Annotated in this window: 16 protein-coding genes, 1 other RNA gene and 1 pseudogene; 6 read left to right on the forward strand and 12 right to left on the reverse strand. The window is 40.0% G+C overall.

The window, feature by feature from the left end:
* A pseudogene (locus HMPREF3279_RS10240) lies at positions 1 to 242 on the reverse strand (DALR domain-containing protein); the annotation flags it as partial.
* Positions 243 to 313: 71 nt separating this feature from the next.
* Positions 314 to 1,693 (reverse strand): cysteine--tRNA ligase, encoded by a 1,380-nt coding sequence (cysS, locus tag HMPREF3279_RS08260; protein ID WP_065244317.1) that lies wholly within the window; start codon positions 1,691 to 1,693, stop codon positions 314 to 316.
* 111 nt (positions 1,694 to 1,804) lie between these two features.
* Here cysS and HMPREF3279_RS08265 point away from each other — a divergent pair, with 111 nt between their 5' ends.
* Positions 1,805 to 2,314 (forward strand): peptidylprolyl isomerase, encoded by a 510-nt coding sequence (locus HMPREF3279_RS08265; RefSeq protein ID WP_005699853.1) that lies wholly within the window; start codon positions 1,805 to 1,807, stop codon positions 2,312 to 2,314.
* A gap of 58 nt (positions 2,315 to 2,372) precedes the next feature.
* Positions 2,373 to 3,161, forward strand: a complete 789-nt coding sequence (locus tag HMPREF3279_RS08270; RefSeq protein ID WP_049366231.1) for a TatD family hydrolase — start codon at positions 2,373 to 2,375, stop codon at positions 3,159 to 3,161.
* Here the strand turns inward: HMPREF3279_RS08270 and nrdG are convergent.
* Positions 3,158 to 3,625, reverse strand: coding sequence for an anaerobic ribonucleoside-triphosphate reductase-activating protein (nrdG, locus tag HMPREF3279_RS08275; protein WP_005696501.1), 468 nt, complete (start codon positions 3,623 to 3,625; stop codon positions 3,158 to 3,160). The genes HMPREF3279_RS08270 and nrdG overlap by 4 nt on opposite strands.
* Positions 3,626 to 3,752: 127 nt before the next feature.
* On the opposite strand from nrdG, the gene ffs reads away from it, so the two are divergent.
* Positions 3,753 to 3,851, forward strand: an RNA gene (gene ffs, locus HMPREF3279_RS08280) — signal recognition particle sRNA small type.
* 26 nt (positions 3,852 to 3,877) lie between these two features.
* Here ffs and cydC read toward each other — a convergent pair.
* From cydC to grpE, 9 genes are all read right to left on the reverse strand, one after another.
* A complete protein-coding gene (gene cydC, locus HMPREF3279_RS08285) occupies positions 3,878 to 5,608 on the reverse strand; it encodes a heme ABC transporter ATP-binding protein/permease CydC (protein ID WP_070868836.1) in 1,731 nt (576 codons plus the stop codon).
* Positions 5,608 to 7,368 carry a heme ABC transporter permease/ATP-binding protein CydD gene (cydD, locus tag HMPREF3279_RS08290; RefSeq protein WP_070868837.1) on the reverse strand — a complete coding sequence of 587 codons (1,761 nt, stop codon included), beginning with the start codon at positions 7,366 to 7,368 and terminating at the stop codon, positions 5,608 to 5,610. The genes cydC and cydD overlap by 1 nt, the downstream gene beginning before the upstream one ends.
* Before the next feature lie 146 nt (positions 7,369 to 7,514).
* A complete protein-coding gene (trxB, locus tag HMPREF3279_RS08295; protein WP_070868838.1) occupies positions 7,515 to 8,468 on the reverse strand; it encodes a thioredoxin-disulfide reductase in 954 nt (317 codons plus the stop codon).
* A gap of 89 nt (positions 8,469 to 8,557) precedes the next feature.
* Positions 8,558 to 9,415: a co-chaperone YbbN gene (locus HMPREF3279_RS08300; RefSeq protein ID WP_070868839.1), complete on the reverse strand. Its 858-nt coding sequence runs from the start codon at positions 9,413 to 9,415 to the stop codon at positions 8,558 to 8,560.
* A gap of 119 nt (positions 9,416 to 9,534) precedes the next feature.
* A complete protein-coding gene (locus HMPREF3279_RS08305; RefSeq protein WP_005696495.1) occupies positions 9,535 to 10,845 on the reverse strand; it encodes a nucleobase:cation symporter-2 family protein in 1,311 nt (436 codons plus the stop codon).
* A gap of 135 nt (positions 10,846 to 10,980) precedes the next feature.
* Positions 10,981 to 12,378, reverse strand: a complete 1,398-nt coding sequence (locus HMPREF3279_RS08310; protein WP_070868840.1) for a DASS family sodium-coupled anion symporter — start codon at positions 12,376 to 12,378, stop codon at positions 10,981 to 10,983.
* 159 nt (positions 12,379 to 12,537) lie between these two features.
* The gene (locus HMPREF3279_RS08315) at positions 12,538 to 13,119 is read right to left on the reverse strand and encodes a uracil-DNA glycosylase family protein (RefSeq protein ID WP_070868841.1); all 582 of its coding nucleotides are present in this window, start codon (positions 13,117 to 13,119) and stop codon (positions 12,538 to 12,540) included.
* 74 nt (positions 13,120 to 13,193) lie between these two features.
* A complete protein-coding gene (gene nrdD / locus HMPREF3279_RS08320; protein ID WP_070868842.1) occupies positions 13,194 to 15,320 on the reverse strand; it encodes an anaerobic ribonucleoside-triphosphate reductase in 2,127 nt (708 codons plus the stop codon).
* A gap of 270 nt (positions 15,321 to 15,590) precedes the next feature.
* Positions 15,591 to 16,166, reverse strand: a complete 576-nt coding sequence (gene grpE / locus HMPREF3279_RS08325) for a nucleotide exchange factor GrpE (protein WP_143422665.1) — start codon at positions 16,164 to 16,166, stop codon at positions 15,591 to 15,593.
* A 130-nt stretch (positions 16,167 to 16,296) separates the two neighbouring features.
* On the opposite strand from grpE, the gene HMPREF3279_RS08330 reads away from it, so the two are divergent.
* The 3 genes from HMPREF3279_RS08330 to metK all read left to right on the forward strand — a co-directional run bounded on the left by HMPREF3279_RS08330 (position 16,297) and on the right by metK (position 20,276).
* Positions 16,297 to 17,187, forward strand: a complete 891-nt coding sequence (locus HMPREF3279_RS08330) for an NAD(+) kinase (protein WP_005696488.1) — start codon at positions 16,297 to 16,299, stop codon at positions 17,185 to 17,187.
* A 78-nt stretch (positions 17,188 to 17,265) separates the two neighbouring features.
* Complete coding sequence (recN, locus tag HMPREF3279_RS08335) at positions 17,266 to 18,942, forward strand: DNA repair protein RecN (protein WP_070868844.1); 1,677 nt, start codon at positions 17,266 to 17,268, stop codon at positions 18,940 to 18,942.
* A 179-nt stretch (positions 18,943 to 19,121) separates the two neighbouring features.
* The gene (metK, locus tag HMPREF3279_RS08340; RefSeq protein WP_070868845.1) at positions 19,122 to 20,276 is read left to right on the forward strand and encodes a methionine adenosyltransferase; all 1,155 of its coding nucleotides are present in this window, start codon (positions 19,122 to 19,124) and stop codon (positions 20,274 to 20,276) included.
* Positions 20,277 to 20,283: the final 7 nt, after the last annotated feature.

The following is a 20,283-nucleotide window of genomic DNA, read 5'->3' on the forward strand; positions in this document are numbered from 1 at the left end:
CGTAAACGAGCAGCAAGACCATTGGCTTTTTCTGTATCTTCAGTTTTCAATTTATTGATTTCACGAGCCATTTCAAATAAGACAGAAAGAGCGTTCGGCGTATTGAAATCATCGTCCATCGCTTGCCCCAAGGTTATATAGTCGCCCTCTTGCATCCATTCATATTTAAAGCTGCGGAACCAACGCTCCATTGGAGCATTATCCCAACAGTTACCTAGGCGACTCATACTTTGAGTTACCTGAATGAAGGTTGAGCGGAATAGCTACACCTTGAGTTTGAAAAAATGGAAAATTGATGTGAAAAATTGCGAGATTATTGTTTACGCCACGTCGTGCCGTTGGCGCCATCTTCTAACACGATACCCATTGCCGTAAGTTCATTACGTGCCGCATCTGCTGCAGTCCAATCTTTAGCGGCACGGGCTTCGTTTCGTTGTTTGATAAGCGCTTCAATTTTTGCGACTTCATCATCGTCAGAGCCCGCTTGTAAGAATTTTTCTGGATCTTGTTGAAGTAAACCTAAGATACCCGCTAATTCACGTAAACGAGCAGCAAGACCATTGGCTTTTTCTGCATCTTCAGTTTTCAATTTATTGATTTCACGCGCCATTTCAAATAAGACAGAAAGGGCATTCGGTGTATTGAAATCATCATCCATTGCCTCACGGAAGGCTTCCACAAAATTTTCACCACCAAAAGCAACCGCACTTTGATCGGTGCCACGTAAAGCGGTGTACAAACGTTCTAATGCACCTTGTGCTAAATTCAGGTTTTCTTCACTGTAGTTGAGCTGGCTGCGATAGTGTGCTGTTAGTAAGAAATAACGCACCGCTTCTGCATTGTAGTGGTTTAATACATCACGAATAGTGAAGAAGTTGCCGAGGGATTTCGACATTTTTTCTTTATCTACCATGATCATGCCAGAATGGATCCAATAATTCACATATTGACCACCATGAGCACAGCAAGATTGCGCAATTTCATTTTCGTGGTGCGGGAACATTAAATCAGAACCACCGCCGTGAATATCAAAATGTTCACCAAGTTGTTTACAGTTCATCGCTGAACATTCAATGTGCCAACCTGGACGACCAGCACCCCATGGCGATGGCCAGCTTGGTTCGTTTTCTTTCGACATTTTCCAAAGCACGAAATCCATTGGATTTTTCTTGATTTCATTAATTTCAATACGTGCACCGGCTTGTAATTGGTCAAGATCTTGGCGCGATAATTTGCCGTATTCTTTAAAGCTTTCCACGTCAAACATGACATCACCATTGTCTGCAACATAAGCATGACCACGTGCAATCAGTTTTTCCACAATCTCAATAATTTCAGGGATATGATGCGTCGCACGAGGCTCAAAATCTGGACGTAGTACGTTTAACGCATCAAAATCTTTATACATTTCTTGCACCATGCGATCTACAAGTTGATCGCAGGTTTCTTTGTTTTCTAATGCACGTTTAATGATTTTATCGTCCACATCAGTGATATTACGCACATAAGTTAAATCGTAACCTAAAGAACGTAAATAGCGGGCAATCACATCAAAACATACAAAGGTACGACCATGGCCAATATGGCATAAATCGTAAACGGTCACGCCGCACACATACATACCCACTTTTCCTTTATGGATAGGTTTGAACACTTCTTTTTCACGAGTGAGGGTATTAAAAATCTTTAACATATTTTTTCTCTTAAAACTAGTTGGAAAACGACCGTACTTTTTCTGCTCCTTGTGGCACTTTCTCGCCATTTGTGGAATAATGAATGCCTTAATTTTCAAGAGGAAAACAAAATGGTTACATTACACACAAATTTTGGCGATATTAAAATTAAACTTGATTTTGATAAAGCGCCAATCACTGCAGAAAACTTTTTAAACTATTGTAAAAACGGTTTCTATAATAACACAATTTTTCATCGTGTTATTGATGGATTTATGATTCAAGGCGGTGGTATGGAAAGCGGAATGCGTGAAAAAGCAACAAACGCACCGATCCAAAATGAAGCTAACAATCGTTTAAGTAACAAACGTGGCACAATCGCCATGGCGCGTACCTCTGATCCACATTCTGCAACGGCACAATTCTTCATTAACGTGGCAGATAATGACTTCTTAAACTACCGTTCAAAAGAGATGTTTGGCCGTGAAGTGGTACAAGAATGGGGCTATGCCGTATTCGGTGAAGTGGTTGAAGGCATGGATGTGGTTGATAAAATCAAAAAAGTAAAAACCGGTAATAAAGGCTTCCACCAAGATGTTCCGACCGAAGATGTGGTGATTACATCCGTTTCTGTTGAATAATTAATTCGGTGTGTGGATGCGTAATCTACACACCTTTTTTCTTAAGTGAAATAACGTTATGCCTTTCTTCGATACTCATACCCACCTCGATTATCTTCATCATGACACGGGAGAGCCATTAGCTCAGCTCGTAGAGAACGCTAAGCAAGCTGATGTGCAGAAAATCTTGATTGTGGCGGTAAAAGAATCGGATTTTAAAACAATCCAAAATATGACCGCACTTTTCCCTGAGCATCTTTATTGTGGACTTGGGTTACACCCTCTTTATATCAAAGAACATCAAGAGCATGATTTAGAGAAATTGGATGCGGCGTTATCTGTACGTGATCAAAATTGTACAGCCGTAGCAGAAATTGGTTTAGAGTGTGCGATTCCAGAGTTATTGATGGATGAATTATGGCAAAAGCAACAGCTCTTTTTGGAGAGCCAGCTTTATTTAGCGAAGAAGTACAATCTGTCGGTTAATTTACATAGTCGAAAATCCCACGAGCAATTATTCCGCTTTTTAAAACAAGCCAATTTGCCAAAATGTGGTGTCGTGCATGGTTTTTCAGGAAGTTATGAGCAAGCAAAAAGATTTGTGGATTTAGGCTATAAAATTGGCGTAGGCGGCACAATTACTTATGAACGCGCGAATAAAACGCGTCAAGCGATTGCCAAGTTACCATTAGAGGCATTGGTGTTAGAAACGGATACACCAGATATGCCCGTATTTGGCTTTCAAGGGCAACCTAACCGACCAGAGCGGATTGTTCACACCTTTGACGCTTTATGTAGTTTAAGAAGTGAAAATGCTGAAGTGATCAAAGAAACGGCTTGGCAGAATAGCTTAACCTTATTTGGTTAAACCTTAAAACGATAAATCACTTGATTGGCTGAACCACGCCAAACCAAGCTTGGGTCAGCCTGTTCTTGTATAAATTTTCCATCAATGAGCACGTCAATATAAGGCAACATTTGACGTTGATAATCATCAAGTTCATCCAGTTTATATCCCGTCCATACCCAAATATCCTTATCTGGACATTCTTTTTTTACACGTTGTACAAAAGGAAGTAGGGCTTCAACATTACGAGGATGCATCGGATCCCCACCAGAAAGCGTGAGCCCTTGACGTTTAATGCGCGTATCTTTTAAATCATTGATGATTTGTTGTTCCATCGCTTCATCAAATAATACGCCATTATCAAAAGACCAACTCTTTTGGTTGTAGCAACCACGGCAACCATGCGTACAACCGCTAACGAAAAGGGTACAACGTGTACCTTCGCCATTTACAACATCGGTAGGGTAGTATTGGAGATAGTTCATGGTTTTACCTTAAAAGTGCGGTTGATTTTCTCGTCAAATTCACTGAATTGATAAATTAACCTTTGCAATACAGGGGCAATTCTTGCATAATAGCCCACCTAATCGCATTGCGATATCAATGGAAATCTTCTCGGTCTCTCGCAACGGTGTCCGGTTTACTCGGTCAGGTTCGGAAGAAAGCAGCCAAAGTCGGAATTTCTGTGTGCCGAGAATAAGCTGGGAAGATTTCCACCCAACTTATCCTTCCTTGTTTTACACACGCTCCACTAATTGTTTGAAGAACCCTTTTTCTAATTGCAATAATTCTGAATAAGTGCCTTTTTCAATTAGCTTCGCTTCATCAATCACACAAAGCTCATCAAATTGCTCAATCGCCGTTAAGCGGTGAGTTACCATAATTAAGGTTTTATTTTCAGCATGGGCAAGAATTAAACGCAGAATTTGTCGTTCAGTTTCGCGATCTAAACCTTCAGTTGGCTCATCTAATAATAAAATTGGCGCATCATTAAGCAAAATACGCGCTAAGCCCAAACGACGTTGTTCTCCACCAGAAAGTGGACGACCACCATCACCTAGCCAAATATCTAAACCTTGTTCTTGTTCCAACAACTTTCCTAAACCCACTTGATTTAACACCTCGATCATTTTTTCATCTGAAATATTGACCGCACTTGCAAATTGCAGATTTTGACGAAGTGTATCGCTAAATACATGAACACGTTGTGTTAAAAAGCAGAATTGGCTGCGTAATGTGTCTTCTGCATAATCAGCAATTGGCTTGCCAGCAAGGAATAAATCTCCTTGATTAGCATCATAATTACGCACTAAAAGCTGTAATAACGTGGATTTTCCGCTACCTGTTTTACCTAGAATCGCAACTTTTTGGCCTTTTTGAATGGTTAAATTCAGGTTTTCTAAAGCACGATTTTGACGTTCAGGATAAGCAAAAGAAAGAGCTTTCGCTTCAATTAATGTAGTCGCATTTTGATCGAACTCCGCTTTGCCATTAAAAGTCACTAATGGTTGCTGATCGATAATATCTGTCACGCGTTCAGCTGAAGCAATTACTTGCCCGATATGTAAGAAAGCTGAACCTAATGGCATTAAGATTTCAAACGATGCAAGGGCGGCAAAAGTGAAGAGCGCAATAAACGCCATACGATATTCATCGTTGCCAAATTCCGCTTGTGAGCTAAACCATAACATTGCGGCAATAATCAAACTATTTAAAAAGAGTGAAAGGGCGGTTGAAAATCCGCTTAAATTTGCTTCTTTTTGTTGGTCTGCTTGCCAGTTAGCTTCAGTTTTAGCCATGTTATCTTTCAATTTATCTTCGGCATTAAAGAGCAATAATTCCGCTTGAGCTTGAATAAACTCTAAGAATTGCGTGCGATAAAGTGCGCGTGAATGCACGAGTTTGTCACCAAATTTTTTACCAAGTTGATAGAAAATGGTTGGAATAACCAATACCAATAAAAGTAGGCTAATGCCTAAACCTAAGGCTAAAGGTGCATTGACAAAACTTAGGCCAATACACATAGCTAGAATCACAAAAATAGCCGTAATAAATGGCGCAATTAAGCGAAGGTAAAGGCTATCGAGGGTATCCACATCTGACACTAAGCGGTTTAATAAATCGCTGTTACGGTAGCGATTTAACACAGCTGGACTTAAGGGAATAATCTTCTCAAAAACTTGTACCCGTAATTTAGCTAAAATGCGGAAAGTCGCATCGTGAGTCACCAACTTTTCGAAATAGCGGAAAAGGGTGCGACTGATGGCAAGTCCACGCACAGAGGCAGAAGGGTAGAAGAAATTAAATAACGTGCCAAGACCCGCAATTGCTGTTGCGGCTAAAAACCAACCCGATGTGGTCAGCAAGCCTATGCTAGATGCAAGACCTGTGATCATTAAAACCAAGCCTAAAAATAAAGGCAACTTGGCGAATTTAAATAAACGTAAAAAGGGAAGTAAAGCCCGCATTATTGAATATCCTCTTTTCGTTGAGCCAATAATTCGGCAAAGAAGCCTTGATCTTTTAATTGGTTGAAATGGCCTTGTTGAACAATTTCACCTTCTTGCATCACTAAAATGTTGTCACATTGTTTCAGATCTTCAATGCGGTGTGTGATCATTAAGGTGGTTTGGTTATGGCTCATTTCTGCAAGGGCAGCAAGTACCAGATTTTCAGATTGAGCATCGAGGCTAGCCGTTGGCTCATCGAGTAATAATAAATTGCCTTTGCGTAGTAAAGCGCGAGCGATAGCTAAGCGTTGCGCTTGGCCTACGGATACCCCTATCCCACCATCTTTAATTTCACTATCTAAGCCTAATTTATCGGTAAACTCTTTCGCTTGCGCAGAAATCAAGGCTTGCTCAATTTGCTCTTCAGTTGCTTGAATATCACCTAAAAGTAGATTTTCTTTGATGCTACCTTGTAGTAGTAATGGGTTTTGACCTACCCACGCAATTTGTTTGCGCCAGTCGCTTAAACGGCTTTGATTAAGTTCTACACCATTAATTTTTAAGCTGCCTTCATAAGGTAAGAAACCCAGTAATACATTGATTAAAGAGGTTTTTCCTGCACCACTTTGGCCCACAAGGGCAATATGACTTTCTTTCGGAATATGGAATGAAAGCGGCTTCGTTAATGGTTGACCTTGTGGCGAAAGCGCCACTAAATTTTCAGCCTGAATCTCGACCGCACTTTGTGCTGGAATTTGTTTATTACCTTGATGTGCAATTAAATAGTCTGCTTCTAAGAAATCGACAATGGCATCAGCAGCACCAATACCAGCTGCACGATCGTGATAGTAAGTCCCGAGATCTCGCAATGGTTGATAAAACTCTGGCGCAAGAATTAAGCAGAAAAAGCCGGTAAATAAGGTTAGCGTGGTGCCATAAGTACCAAATTCGACTTGGCCTAAATAGCTAAAACCAAAGTACACCGCCATTAAAGCAATGGAAATGGAGGTGAAAAACTCTAACACGGCAGAAGAGAGAAACGCCATTTTAAGTACAGCCATGGTCGTTTCACGGAAGTCTTCCGTTGTGCTTTCAATATGTTGAGTTTGTTCTGAAGTGCGGTTGAAAAGACGTAAGGTTTCTAAACCACGTAAGCGATCCAAGAATTGTGCACTTAAGCGAGAAAGGGTAGCCATATTTTTTTGGCTGCTATCTGCTGCTGCAATCCCCACCAGAATCATAAAAATGGGTACAAGTGGTGCGGTGATCATCAAAATCAGTCCAGCCGCCCAGTTGAGTGGGAATACAGCAATTAAAATCACCATTGGTACAATGGCAGACAAACTTTGTTGTGGTAAGAAACGCGCATAGAAATTATGTAGATTTTCCACTTGTTCAAGCATAATACTTGCCCAGCTACCAGCTGGTTTGTTATTGATGGTGGCCGGCCCAACTTGATGGATTTTATCTAAGATCTTTTGGCGCATATGATTGCGTAGTAATCGACCTGCTTTAAAGCCAATTTTTTCGCGCAGCCATAAAATAACTGCACGCAAAGCAAAAGTAATGATTAATGCAATAAAATAGGGAGCCAGTTCCGCACGATCGACATGTTGCATAATGAGCTTGTCGAGCAATGTCGCAAGAAAATAGGTTTGAGCCACAAGAATTAAGGAGGAAAGTGTGGCAAGGGCAATATTGGTGCGCATTAATTTTTTAACAGGTTGTTGCTGCGCACGAAGCCATTTTTGTAAATATTTTTGGCGAAGTTTGTCCATAGATTTGTAGAGTTAGTATTTAAAAAGTTCTCCCTCTCTATTGAGAGGGAGCTTGAAGGGCGAGTTTATTGATACAAAATTGATTCTTTAAAATCTCCCTTAACCCCTCTTGGCTAACGAGGGGGAAAATAAATAAGGACATTTATTTATTCTTGTGCATCTAAATAACGTTCCGCATCTAATGCAGCCATACAGCCTGTACCCGCTGAAGTAATGGCTTGGCGATAGTTGTGATCCATCACATCACCTGCCGCAAATACGCCTTCTACAGAGGTCGCTGTTGCATTGCCTTCAAGACCAGATTTAACGACGATATAACCGTTGTTAAGTTCAAGCTGACCTTGGAAGATTTCAGTATTTGGTGCATGACCGATAGCAATAAATAAACCGTCTAATTTCACGTCTTTTTTTTCGCCAGTTTTCACGTTTTCTAAACGTACACCTGTTACGCCCATGTTATCGCCTAACACTTCATTTAAAGTGCGGTCAGTATGAAGCACGATTTTGCCTTCTTCGACTTTTTTGTATAAGCGATCGATTAAGATTTTTTCCGCACGGAAGCTATCGCGACGGTGGATTAAATGTACTTCCGAAGCAATATTCGCTAAGTAAAGTGCTTCTTCAACGGCGGTATTTCCGCCACCGACAACGGCAACGGGTTTATTACGATAGAAGAAACCATCACAGGTTGCACAAGCTGAAACGCCGCGGCCTTTATAAGCGGTTTCAGATTCTAATCCGATATAACGTGCTGATGCGCCTGTTGCGATGATTAATGCATCACATGTGAAGGTTTGCATATCGCCATAAAGTTTGAACGGGCGAGAAGATAAATCGACTTTATTAATGTGATCAAACACGATTTCCGTTTCAAATTTTTCAGCATGTTGCAACATACGTTGCATTAAACCTGGACCAGTGGTCATTTCAAAATCACCTGGCCAGTTTTCAATTTCATCCGTGGTAGTAAGTTGGCCACCTTGTTGAAGACCAGTCACTAGAACAGGTTTTAAGTTTGCACGAGCGGCATAAATGGCCGCGGTATAACCTGCAGGGCCTGAACCTAAAATTAATAATTTGCTGTGTTTAACGTCTGACATAAAGAATCCTTTGTTTATAAAATAAAGCATGAGGCTTTTGGAGTTCGTTCATTATAAAGCCTTCATGCATAAAAAAATAGTTGATCGTATTAGTAAAGCAATGAATACAGCAATCGGCGATATTTATTGGTGATAGGATCCGCATTTCCAATGGCTGATAAAATAGATAAAAACTGTTGTTTCACTTCACCATTTTCCGCAGAAAGATCTTGTTTAAGAATGCTAAATAATAAGTCCAATGCTTCTTCGTTTCGATTGGCTTGATGTAGCTGAACTGCCAATTTCAACGCAATTTCAGCCGTTGGATTTTTCGCATAATCCGCTTGTAATTGCTGAATTTCTGGGGTATCAGCCGCTTTAATTAAAAGTTCGATCTGTGCTTGTAAGCCATGCCAACGGCTGTCGCGATCCTGAATAGGAATTTGCGCTAAAATATCTGCCGCAGGCTCCGTTTTCTTCATGGCAATGTAAGTTTCCGCATAAAGTAATGCCACATCGCTATTTTTCTTATCTGAAAGCTCCCAAGCCTCTTTCAGTAATGGAAGGGCGGAGTTGTAATCTTCCACTTGTAAAAAATCTAAGGCTTTTTGGAATTTTAAATCTTCTTCTTTTGGCAAAATCGCACTCAAACGTTGTAATAAGCTGGTTTCATCTAATGCTCCAGGGAACGCATCTATTGCTTGAGCCTCTTTGAAAAGATAGGTCGTTGGTAACGCTTGAATACGAAATTGAGCAGCAATCATTTGCTCTGTTTCACAATTGACTAAGCCGAGAATAAATTGTCCTTGATGTTGTTCTGCAACACGTTGTAGGACTGTTGCAAAATCAGCTGATTCTTTATGGCTTGGCGCATAAAAGTTAATGACAAGCGGGGTTTCAACGGAACGTTGCAACGTTTCGGTAAGATTTTGTTCGTTAAGCTCAACTAAGAAAGGTAAATCTGCCATTTTTATTCCTTCATAAATGGAAAATGATGCCTGATTTTAACAAAGTGCGGTTCGTTTTAGAAATGTTTTACAGGAAAAGAAAAGGGCAGTGTTAATCTGCCCTTATTCGCTATCTATTTTTATTCTTTTGTTTCTTCCACTTTATCTTCTGGAAGCACGAGGTTAAGAATTAAGGCAAGTAATGAGCCTACGGTAATGCCTGAACCGAGTACTTCTTTGAAAAAGTGCGGTAATTTATCAAGCAATTCTGGACGAGTCGTCACCGCTAAGCCACAGCCAATAGAAATGGCGATGATTAAACCATTGCGTTTACTACGTGCGACTTTATCCAACATTTGGATACCCGCGGCGATAATCATCGCAAACATCATTAAGCCCGCACCGCCCAATACCGGTAATGGAATTGAAACAATTAATGCACCGAATACAGGGAATAAACCCGCTAAAGCAAGAAGTACACCGGTTAGCGCAACCACGTGACGGCTTGCCACGCCAGTTAGAGAAATGACACCAATGTTTTGTGAGAATGATGAGAATGGCGTGGTGGACATAATGGCGGCTAAGGCTGATCCTAAACCATCGGCTAAAACCCCGCCTCGTAAATGTCTGCCAGTAATTTCGGTTTTGGTGGCATTACCTAGTGCTAAGAAGTTACCGCTTGATTCAACGATTGTCACTAAATAGGCAATGGACATGCCGATAATCCCTGAAATTGGGAAGGCTAAACCAAAGTGTAGAGGTTGGGGAATCGCGAAAGTTTGTGCTTGTTTTACGCCTTCAAAGCTTACCCAGCCCATGGCTAAACAAACGATATAACCAGTCATCATCCCAATAACGATCGCAGCTGCAGAGAAAATTCCTTTTCCCCATTGTACGAGGGCTACCACGATCACTAATACAAAGCTCGCCATCATTAAATTTTCTGGCGTCGCATAATTTGCATCACCACGTTGACCACCTGCAAACCAGTCAACGGCAACTGGAATAAGGCTTAAGCCGATCATCATAACGACAGTTCCCGTCACAAGTGGTGGGAATAATTTACGAATATACGGCATGAAAAAGCTGCCGATAATCATCACTAAGGAACCAATAAGAGAAGAGCCTAATATACCAGCGATGCCATATTCACTGAAACCAATGGCAAGAGCAGCAGCAACGAAAGTAAAACTGGTCCCCATTACACTTGGCAAACGAATACCCACAGGTCCTAAGCCTTTACATTGGATAACCGTTACCACACCAGAAATCAAAAGTGCAGCATTCACTAGCGTAATGGTGTCTTCGGTAGGTAATTTTAAGACGTTACCAATGACTAATGGTACGGCAATAATTCCCCCTAGTGCAGCAAGTAAATGTTGTGCGGCAAGGAGTAAACTCAATCCGAAAGGTGGTTTGTCTTCCACCGTATAAAGCAGGTTGTTATTCATTTGGTTTCCCTAAGTAAAAAAATTGTGCGAATTATACGTTAATTTTTATTTCAGGCAAACGTTTGCGTAAATAAAATAAAAAAAGTGCGGTTAAAAATCATCTTGTTTTTAACCGCACTTATTCGATTTTAAAGGTTACATCCAGAAAATATAAGCGATTGTCCCGATAATTAGCATACATGTTAAATCAATAAATTTACCCACGCGGATCATTTCGGATTGTTTAACAAAACCTGTTGAGTATACAATCGCATTTGGTGGGGTACCAACTGGCATCATAAAGGCACAAGATGCACCTAGACCGATAATCATCGCAAAACCAAGCGGTGGCATATTCAGTGCTTGTGCGATGGAAATAAAGATTGGAACCAGTAAAGCCGCACTTGCAGTGTTTGACGTAAATTCAGTCAAGCAGACAATAAAGGCTGCAACAATTAATGCCATCACATAGTAGTGACCGCCTTCAATGATGAAGACAATACCATCAGCCATGATTTTACTTGCACCAGACTGAGTCAATACCGAGCTTAAGGTTAAACCGCCACCGAAGAGGAACAGCACGCCCCATTCTGTATTTTCTTGTACTTGTTTCCAACTTGCGATCCCCGTTACACAAATGACAATTGCTGCGGAGAGTGCAACCATACTGTCAAAACTACCAATTGGTTTTGGTAAGCCTAATAATTGAGAAAGAATAGGGTTAATGTAGCCACCAAAAATCCAAAGAATCGCCACTGTGATAAAAATAACCAACGTTAAAACACGTTGTTTGGTCATGTGAATTTTTTCAAATTCAGCAGCAAAACGAAGGCCTAATTTAGGTTTAAATACAAGATATAACCAACCAATAATAAGCGGGAATAAAATTAACATGACTGGCGTGCCATACATTAACCAGTCTGCAAAACCTAAATGAAGTTGAGATGCTGCAATGGCATTCGGTGGGCTACCTACAAGGGTTCCCATACCACCGATGGTAGCACTATAAGCAATGCCTAATAATACGAATACATAAGTATTGTGATCTTTATTACGGTCTAACTGACTTAAAATAGTCATTGAAAGTGGGATCATCATTGCAGCAGTAGCGGTATTGCTCATCCACATGGACAAAAATGCTGTTGCGATGAATAAATAGAGGACAGCAACAGATAACCGACCCCGCGCTAACTGCATGATTTTATTAGCGATCATTTGGTCGATCTTTTGCACATTTAATGCTGTTGCAAGTGCAAAACCACCGAAGAATAAAAAGATAGTTGGATCTGCAAAGGCTACGAGGGCTTCGCGACTATCAGCTAACCCTAATAGAACAGATAGAATTGGAACGAATAATGCAGTGATGGTTACACTAACTGCTTCGGTGAGCCATAGAATGGCCACAAATGCGAGTAAAGATAATCCTTTATTCGCAGCAGGGGCAAAAGGAAGTGTATTGAGTAGAATAAAAAATAGAGCTACATCAGAAAGGAATATAATAGTTTGTTTATTCCATGCTTTTCGTTGAGAGTTTGTGACAGATATTACTTGCATATTTTTTCCTATATTTTTAAGGCCGGCGATTTTAGCATAACAGGCCTCAGTCAGGAAATAATGCATACTAAAAATTGATTATAATAAAAGAAAAGTGCAGTCAAAACCGGATGCTTTTTGACCGCACTTCATAGTTGAATATCAATTTAGCGAGATAAATTAACGAGATAAAATCACTTTAATTTGCTTTTGTAATACTGGGATAATCTCTTGTTCAAACCATGGATTTTTCTTGAGCCAAATTTGGTTCCGTGGAGAAGGGTGAACGAGCGGGAGAAAGTGAGGGAGAAAATCACGGAAATGGCGAACCGTTTCAGTCACATTAAGCTCGTTTTCTGGTAAATAATATTTTTGTGCATATTGCCCGATAAGAATGGTGAGCTCGATATTGGGTAAGTTTGCTAAAATTGGTGCATGCCATTTCTCTGCAAAGCCTTTTCGTGGCGGTAAATCACCCGATTTTCCTTTGCCTGGGTAATAAAAATCCATCGGAATGACAGCAAACATACCAGAGTGATAAAAGGTATCACGATCCACATCCAGCCATTCACGTAGTCGATCACCGCTTTTATCATTCCAGTATAAACGACTTTCTTGGGCTTTAACTCCAGGTGCTTGTCCGACAATATTAATACGAGCGGTAGTTGGCGCGGCAAAAAGCGGTTCGATACTCTTTGCGGTAAAGGATTGATTATCGGGATCTTGCATGATGGATTGGGTAATCTGAGCAAGTGTTGGCATGGTATTTCCTTCTTTATTGAAATAAAAATAGCTCACTTTTGATGAGCTATTTTATCATAATCAATGTCGTGACATTATAGGTGTTTTACTCGACGTTTTACTTCTTCCTGCTTGCCCGCATTGAATGGACGAGCATCAGGGCTGCCGAGATAACCACAAACCCGTCGGGTTACAGAGACTTTTGCACTGTCATGATTACCGCATTTCGGGCAAACAAAGCCTTTACTTGTGCAATTAAATTCTCCGGTGAAACCACATTCGTAACATTCATCAATTGGCGTGTTGGTGCCGTAATAAGGTACGCGATCATAGCTATAATCCCACACATCTTCGAGTGCTTTCAGGTTATGTTGAATGTTAGGGTATTCGCCATAACAGATAAAGCCGCCACTCGCTAATTTAGGATAAGGCATCTCAAAGTCTAATTTATCGTATGGATTCACTTTTTTCTCTACATCTAAGTGATAGCTGTTAGTGTAGTAGCCTTTATCGGTAACGCCTTCAATCACACCAAATTGTTTGGTATCTAAACGACAGAAACGATCGCACAAGTTTTCACTTGGTGTGGAATAAAGGCTAAATGCATAACCCGTTTCTTTCTGCCATTGTTTTACCGCTTCATTTAAACGACGCACAATCGCGATGCCTTTTTCACGCAGTTGTTCATCGTCAAAAATATGTCCTTTTTTATACAGCGCATTGATGGTTTCATGAATACCAATATAGCCTAAAGAAATTGATGCTCGTCCATTTTTGAAAATATCGGCAACATTATCATCAGCTTTTAAGCGAACGCCACAAGCGCCTTCCATATAGAGAATTGGTGCGACACGAGCTTTGGTATTTTCTAAGCGAGCAATACGGGTAAGTAAGGCTTTCTTCGCAAGGGCTAGGCGTTCATCTAAAGTGCGGTAGAATTTTTCTTCATTTCCTTGTGCTTCAAGAGCAATACGAGGTAGATTCAAACTCACTACGCCTAAATTATTGCGCCCATCATGCACTTCATGACCGTTTTCTTCATAGGCTCCCAAGAAGCTACGACAACCCATTGGGGCTTTGAATGAGCCAGTGACTTTAACCACTTGATCATAGTTTAAAATATCCGGATACATGCGTTTTGATGCGCATTCTAATGCCAGTTTTTTAATATCATAGTTCGGATCTTGTTCGTTTTGGTTAATGCCTTTTTTAATGGTAAAGACCAGTTTAGGGAAGACCGGTGTTTTATGATTTTTACCCAAACCACGAATACGGTTTTTCAAAATCGACTGTTGAATTAAACGTTCTTGCCAACTTGTGCCTAAGCCAAAACCAAAGGTGACAAATGGCGTTTGGCCATTTGACGTATGGAGCGTATTAACTTCATATTCAAGGGATTGAAACGCATCAAAACATTCTTTTTCAATTAGTGCTTTTGCATAACCTTCAGCATCTGGAATTTGCCATTGTGCAGCATTTTTTAAATGTTTTTCAAAACTGAGTTGAACATACGGCGCAAGCACTTCATCAATGCGATTAATGGTTGTACCGCCATAAATATGGCTGGCTACTTGAGCAATAATTTGTGCAGTAACCGCTGTTGCTGTGCCGATAGATTTAGGCGGTTCAATTTCGGCATTACCCATTTTAAAACCATGTGAAAGCATACCTTTTAGATCAACCAGCATGCAGTTAAACATTGGGAAAAATGGCGCGTAGTCTAAGTCGTGATAATGGATTTCGCCTTTTTCATGAGCTTCAACAACATCTCTTGGCAGAATGTGACGTTTGGCATAATGTTTTGCCACAATACCTGCTAGTAAATCACGTTGGGTAGGGATCACTTTCGCATCTTTATTTGCGTTTTCATTGAGTAATTCCACGTTGCTTTGTTCAATCAGCCCTTCAATTTCTTTGGTTAATTGGCTGCGTTTTTCACGAGCAAGATCACGATCGTGACGATATTCAATATAAGCACGTGCAATTTGTGGATACTTGCTTGTCATTAAGTGATCTTCAACGATTTTTTGAATCTGGTTGATATCAATTTCATGCTGATAGTGACTAAAAATCTCGGTATTAATTCGCTGGCTCAGATCATGGATATAAATTTCATCAACAATATTGACCGCACTTGCCGCTTTTCTGATTGCATTAGTAATACGTTGTAGGTCAAACCCAATTCGTGAACCATCACGCTTAATCACGAAGAAAGCATTCATTTTATGACTCCTATATAGGCTAACTTTAAAAAAAAACGAAAGCACTATATATAGTTTTATTTAATAGATCAACACACAATATGTAGTGTTATTTTATGTTTTTTGATGCTTAAAATTGTGGAGGAACCTTGCTAAATCTGGAAATCAAGAGAGTTTTTTATTGAGAATTATTCTCAAATTATTTTTTAATAAATTTGATCTATGTCAAGATTTTTGACAATAAAAAAAACGGACGAAGAATCGTCCGCTCTTTAAGTCATAGAAAAGAAATTAAGCTGCAACCATTACCATGGCTGGGCGAATCACTCGACCATTTAAGGTATAACCTTTTTGTAAAACGGTAGTGATTTGATTCGTTGCAAAGCCTTCTGCTGGTTGCATAGAGATAGCTTGGTGAAGATCCGGATTAAAGGTATCACCTACTGCACCAACAGGCTCGATACCAAAGCGAGAAACCGTTGAGAGTAACTCTTTTAAAGTCAGCTCGACACCATCGAATAGTGCTTTGATGTTTTCATCTTCCTTATTGGCTGGTGTAGCAAGCGCACGCTCTAAGTTATCAATGGTATTTAAAATGTCTTTTGAGAATTTTTCGAGCGCAAATTTATGTGCTTTTTCGATGTCTTGTTCACTGCGACGACGCATATTGTCAATTTCAGCACGCGTACGAAGCAATAAATCTTGCTCTTTTTTAGAGGTTTCTTCTACTTGTGCTTTTAATTGTTCTTCAAGTTCTTGTACACGGGCAATCGCTTCTTCTAACGGATCTTCCGTTGAGGTGGTTTCTTGCTGAACTTCTTCAACAAGTTCTTCATTTTCATTTAAGTTTTGTGCTTGTTCTGACATCTTTTTCTCCATTTATCAAAAATTAGTGCTATTTTAGCAAAACTGAATTGCTATGTAATATAATGGCTAAAATTTTAAATTCAAGTGCGGTCAAAAATCAGTAAGTCTGTACTTGGGAGCAATCATAGTTATGGATGAATTAGTCAAATCATTTAAAACCATCGCCTTGATGGGAAAACCACGTCGCGATATTAATTTGCAAATGCATAAAAACTTGTATCAATGGCTGAAAGAGCGAGGATATCAAGTTTTAGTTGAAAAAGAAGTGGGGGAAAAATTCGGTTTACCGGAAGAGGTGTTAGCAACGGTTGAAGAAATTGGAGAGCAAGCTCAACTCGTGATTGTAATCGGTGGTGATGGCAATATGCTAGGGCGTGCTCGCATTTTGGCTAAATATAATATTCCAATGATTGGTATTAACCGAGGCAACTTAGGCTTTTTGACCGATATTGACCCGAAAAATGCTTATGCACAGCTCGAAGCGTGTTTAGAACATGGTGAATTTTTTGTAGAAGAGCGTTTTTTATTGGAAGCTAAAATTGAACGAAACGGAGAAATTATCTCCAGTAGTAATGCCGTAAATGAGGCGGTGATTCACCCAGCTAAAATTGCGCACATGATTGATTTCCATGTTTACATCAATGATAAATTCGCGTTTTCTCAGCGTTCAGATGGCTTGATTGTTTCCACTCCCACAGGTTCAACCGCTTATTCGCTTTCCGCAGGCGGCCCAATTTTAACGCCAAATTTAAATGCGATTGCCCTTGTGCCGATGTTCCCACATACACTTTCTTCTCGACCATTAGTAATTGATGGCGATAGCAAAATTTCAATTCGTTTTGCGGAACATAATACTTCACAGTTGGAATTAGGCTGTGATAGTCAAATTGCGCTAGATTTTTCTCCTGATGATATCGTTCACATTGAAAAAAGCCCGCATAAACTGCGCCTATTACACCTAAAAAATTATAATTATTACAATGTATTAAGCACAAAATTAGGCTGGCTTAAAAATTTCTAATCCCAAAAGTTTAAAAATCTCTTTACTGTATATTGTAACAGTTATAATATATGGATATACAGTTAAGGAGATTTTTTTATGCTAACCCAACTTACCATCAATAATTTTGCAATTGTTCGTCAATTAGAGATTGAATTGGCGAAAGGAATGTCTGTGATCACGGGGGAAACTGGCGCAGGAAAATCCATTGCTATTGATGCATTGGGGTTATGCTTAGGGCAACGTATTGAAACGTCTATGGTTCGAGAAGGGCAGGAAAGAGCCGAAATCTGCGCCACCTTTTTTATTGAACCAACGAACCCCGCTTATCAATGGTTGCAAGAGCAAGAATTGCAAGATCCTGATAATCCCTCTGATTGTATTTTACGCCGTGTCATTAATGCAGATGGGCGTTCTAAAGCCTTTATTAATAGCACGCCTGTATCAGCTTCTCAATTAAAAGAAATTGGTCAATATCTTATTCATATTAATGGGCAGCACGCTTCACAGTTATTATTGAAAAATGATTATCAGCTTCAGTTGGTGGATACATTTGCACATCACCATGATTTGCTCGCACAAATGCGAGAAGATTATCGTGCGTGGAAAAATCTTCAAACGCAAGTTAAAACCTTCCAACAAAAAGTTGCTGAAAATGAAGCGAAGAAACAACTTTTACAATATCAGGTAGAAGAGTTGGAGGAGTTTGCGCTTCGTCCAAATGAATATTTGGAATTGGAAGAGGATCAACGTCGTCTATCAAATAGCGAACAGCTGACACAGTTATCACAATCAGCCTTACAGCTACTCAGTGAAAATGAGACTGTGAGTATCGATTCTATGCTTTATCGTGCGATGCAGTACATTGATGAATTAAGCGAATTAGATCCTCGCTATGCTTCCGTTCAAACAATGTTGAATGATGCACTTATCCAAGTGCAAGAGGCGACAAGTGAAGTCCAACATCTTGCATCTCATATTGAGCAAGATCCAATCTTGTTACAAGAGATTGAGAAGCGTTTAGGTCAAGCTTTACAACTCGCTCGCAAGCACAATGTGAAACCTGAAGAGTTGGTGGAATGGCATCAAAAATTAAAAGCAGAATTGACCGCACTTTTAGATTTTTCAGAAAGTGAAGAGCGTCTTCTTCTAGAAGAAAAAGCAGCCTTTGAGAAAATGCAACATACGGCAAAACAATTGCATGAAAGCCGTTGCCAAGCTGCAGGAAAATTAGCACAGCAGGTTACACATTCTATCAAAGGGCTTGCAATGGAGAATGCCGAGTTTTTCATTGAAGTGGATTCAGATTTAACTAAAGTGACGGCAAATGGGGCAGATAATATCGTCTTTACTTTACGCAGTAATCTAGGACAGCAGGCACAACCGCTAGCAAAAGTGGCATCTGGTGGTGAGCTTTCTCGTATTTCATTAGCGATTCAAGTCTTAACGTCCGATCAATCGGCGATTCCGACGTTAATTTTTGATGAAGTTGATGTTGGCATTAGCGGAAAAACGGCGAGTGTAGTGGGTAAATTATTACGTCAATTAGGCGATAAATGCCAAGTGCTTTGTGTGACCCATTTACCACAAGTCGCATGTCATGGACATCATCAATTTAATGTAGAGAAATTTACCGTTGGTGATAAAACTGAAACCAAAATGACTGCACTTTCTCAAGAAGAGAGAGTTGCAGCTCTTGCAAGATTACTGGGGGGCAGTGAAATTACAGAGCTTGCTTTGGCGAATGCGCAAGAAATGTTGGATTTAGTGAACTAAAATCAGGTAAATAAATGGGCGTTTGTCGCTCATTTTATGCATTAATGAGCTGAATTCTGTCGTAAAGCTTAGGTTCTTCTTGTCACATTTCAAAAATACTTGATAGGAATGCTTGCTTATTAGTCAAAAAAGCGTATTATAGACGTCTATACGTCAATACATCCAAAAGAAGAGAACTTATGTCTAGCTATTTATTTACTTCTGAATCCGTTTCAGAAGGACATCCAGATAAGATTGCCGATCAAATTTCTGATGCGGTACTTGATGAAATTTTAAAACAAGATCCTAAAGCTCGTGTGGCTTGCGAAACCTATGTAAAAACAGGGATGGCGTTAGTTGGTGGTGAAATTACTACATCAGCATGGGTTGATATTGAAAATCTCACTCGACAAGTCATTTGTGATATTGGTTACAAACACTCAGAGATGGGTTTTGATGGCAATTCTTGTGCGGTATTAAATGCGATTGGTAAGCAATCATCTGATATTAACCAAGGTGTGGATCGTGGGAATCCATTAGATCAAGGTGCGGGTGACCAAGGGATTATGTTTGGTTATGCGACAAATGAAACCGAAGTCTTGATGCCTGCGGCGATTACTTATGCGCATCGTTTAATGGAAAAACAAGCAGAAGTGCGTAAAAGCGGAAAATTATCCTGGTTACGCCCTGATGCGAAAAGTCAAGTGACCTTAAAATACGAAGATAACAAAATCGTGGGCGTGGATGCGGTCGTTCTTTCTACACAACACAGTGAAGAAGTGTCACAAAAAGAAATTTACGAAGGTGTGATGGAAGAAATCATCAAGCCAATTTTGCCAAGCGAATGGTTATCTCAACAAACAAAATATTTCATCAACCCAACCGGTCGTTTTGTAATTGGCGGCCCAATGGGCGATTGTGGCTTAACGGGTCGTAAAATCATTGTTGATACATACGGCGGCGCAGCTCGTCATGGTGGTGGTGCATTTTCTGGTAAAGATCCATCAAAAGTAGACCGTTCAGCGGCTTATGCAGCACGTTATGTGGCAAAAAATATCGTTGCAGCAGGTCTTGCAGATCGTTGTGAAATTCAACTTTCTTATGCAATTGGTGTGGCAGAGCCAACTTCTATCATGGTAGAAACCTTTGGTACAGGAAAAGTATCAAATGAAGTATTGGTTAAGTTAGTGCGTGAATTCTTTGATTTACGTCCTTATGGTTTAATTAAAATGTTAAATTTAATTCAACCAATCTATCGCCAAACTGCGGCGTATGGACACTTTGGTCGTGAACAGTTCCCATGGGAAAAAGTAGATCGCGCTGAAGAATTACGTGCGGCAGCAGGTCTAAAATAAGTAAATT

This window comes from Haemophilus sp. HMSC71H05 (assembly GCF_001838635.1).
Lineage (GTDB): Bacteria > Pseudomonadota > Gammaproteobacteria > Enterobacterales > Pasteurellaceae > Haemophilus_D > Haemophilus_D parainfluenzae_R.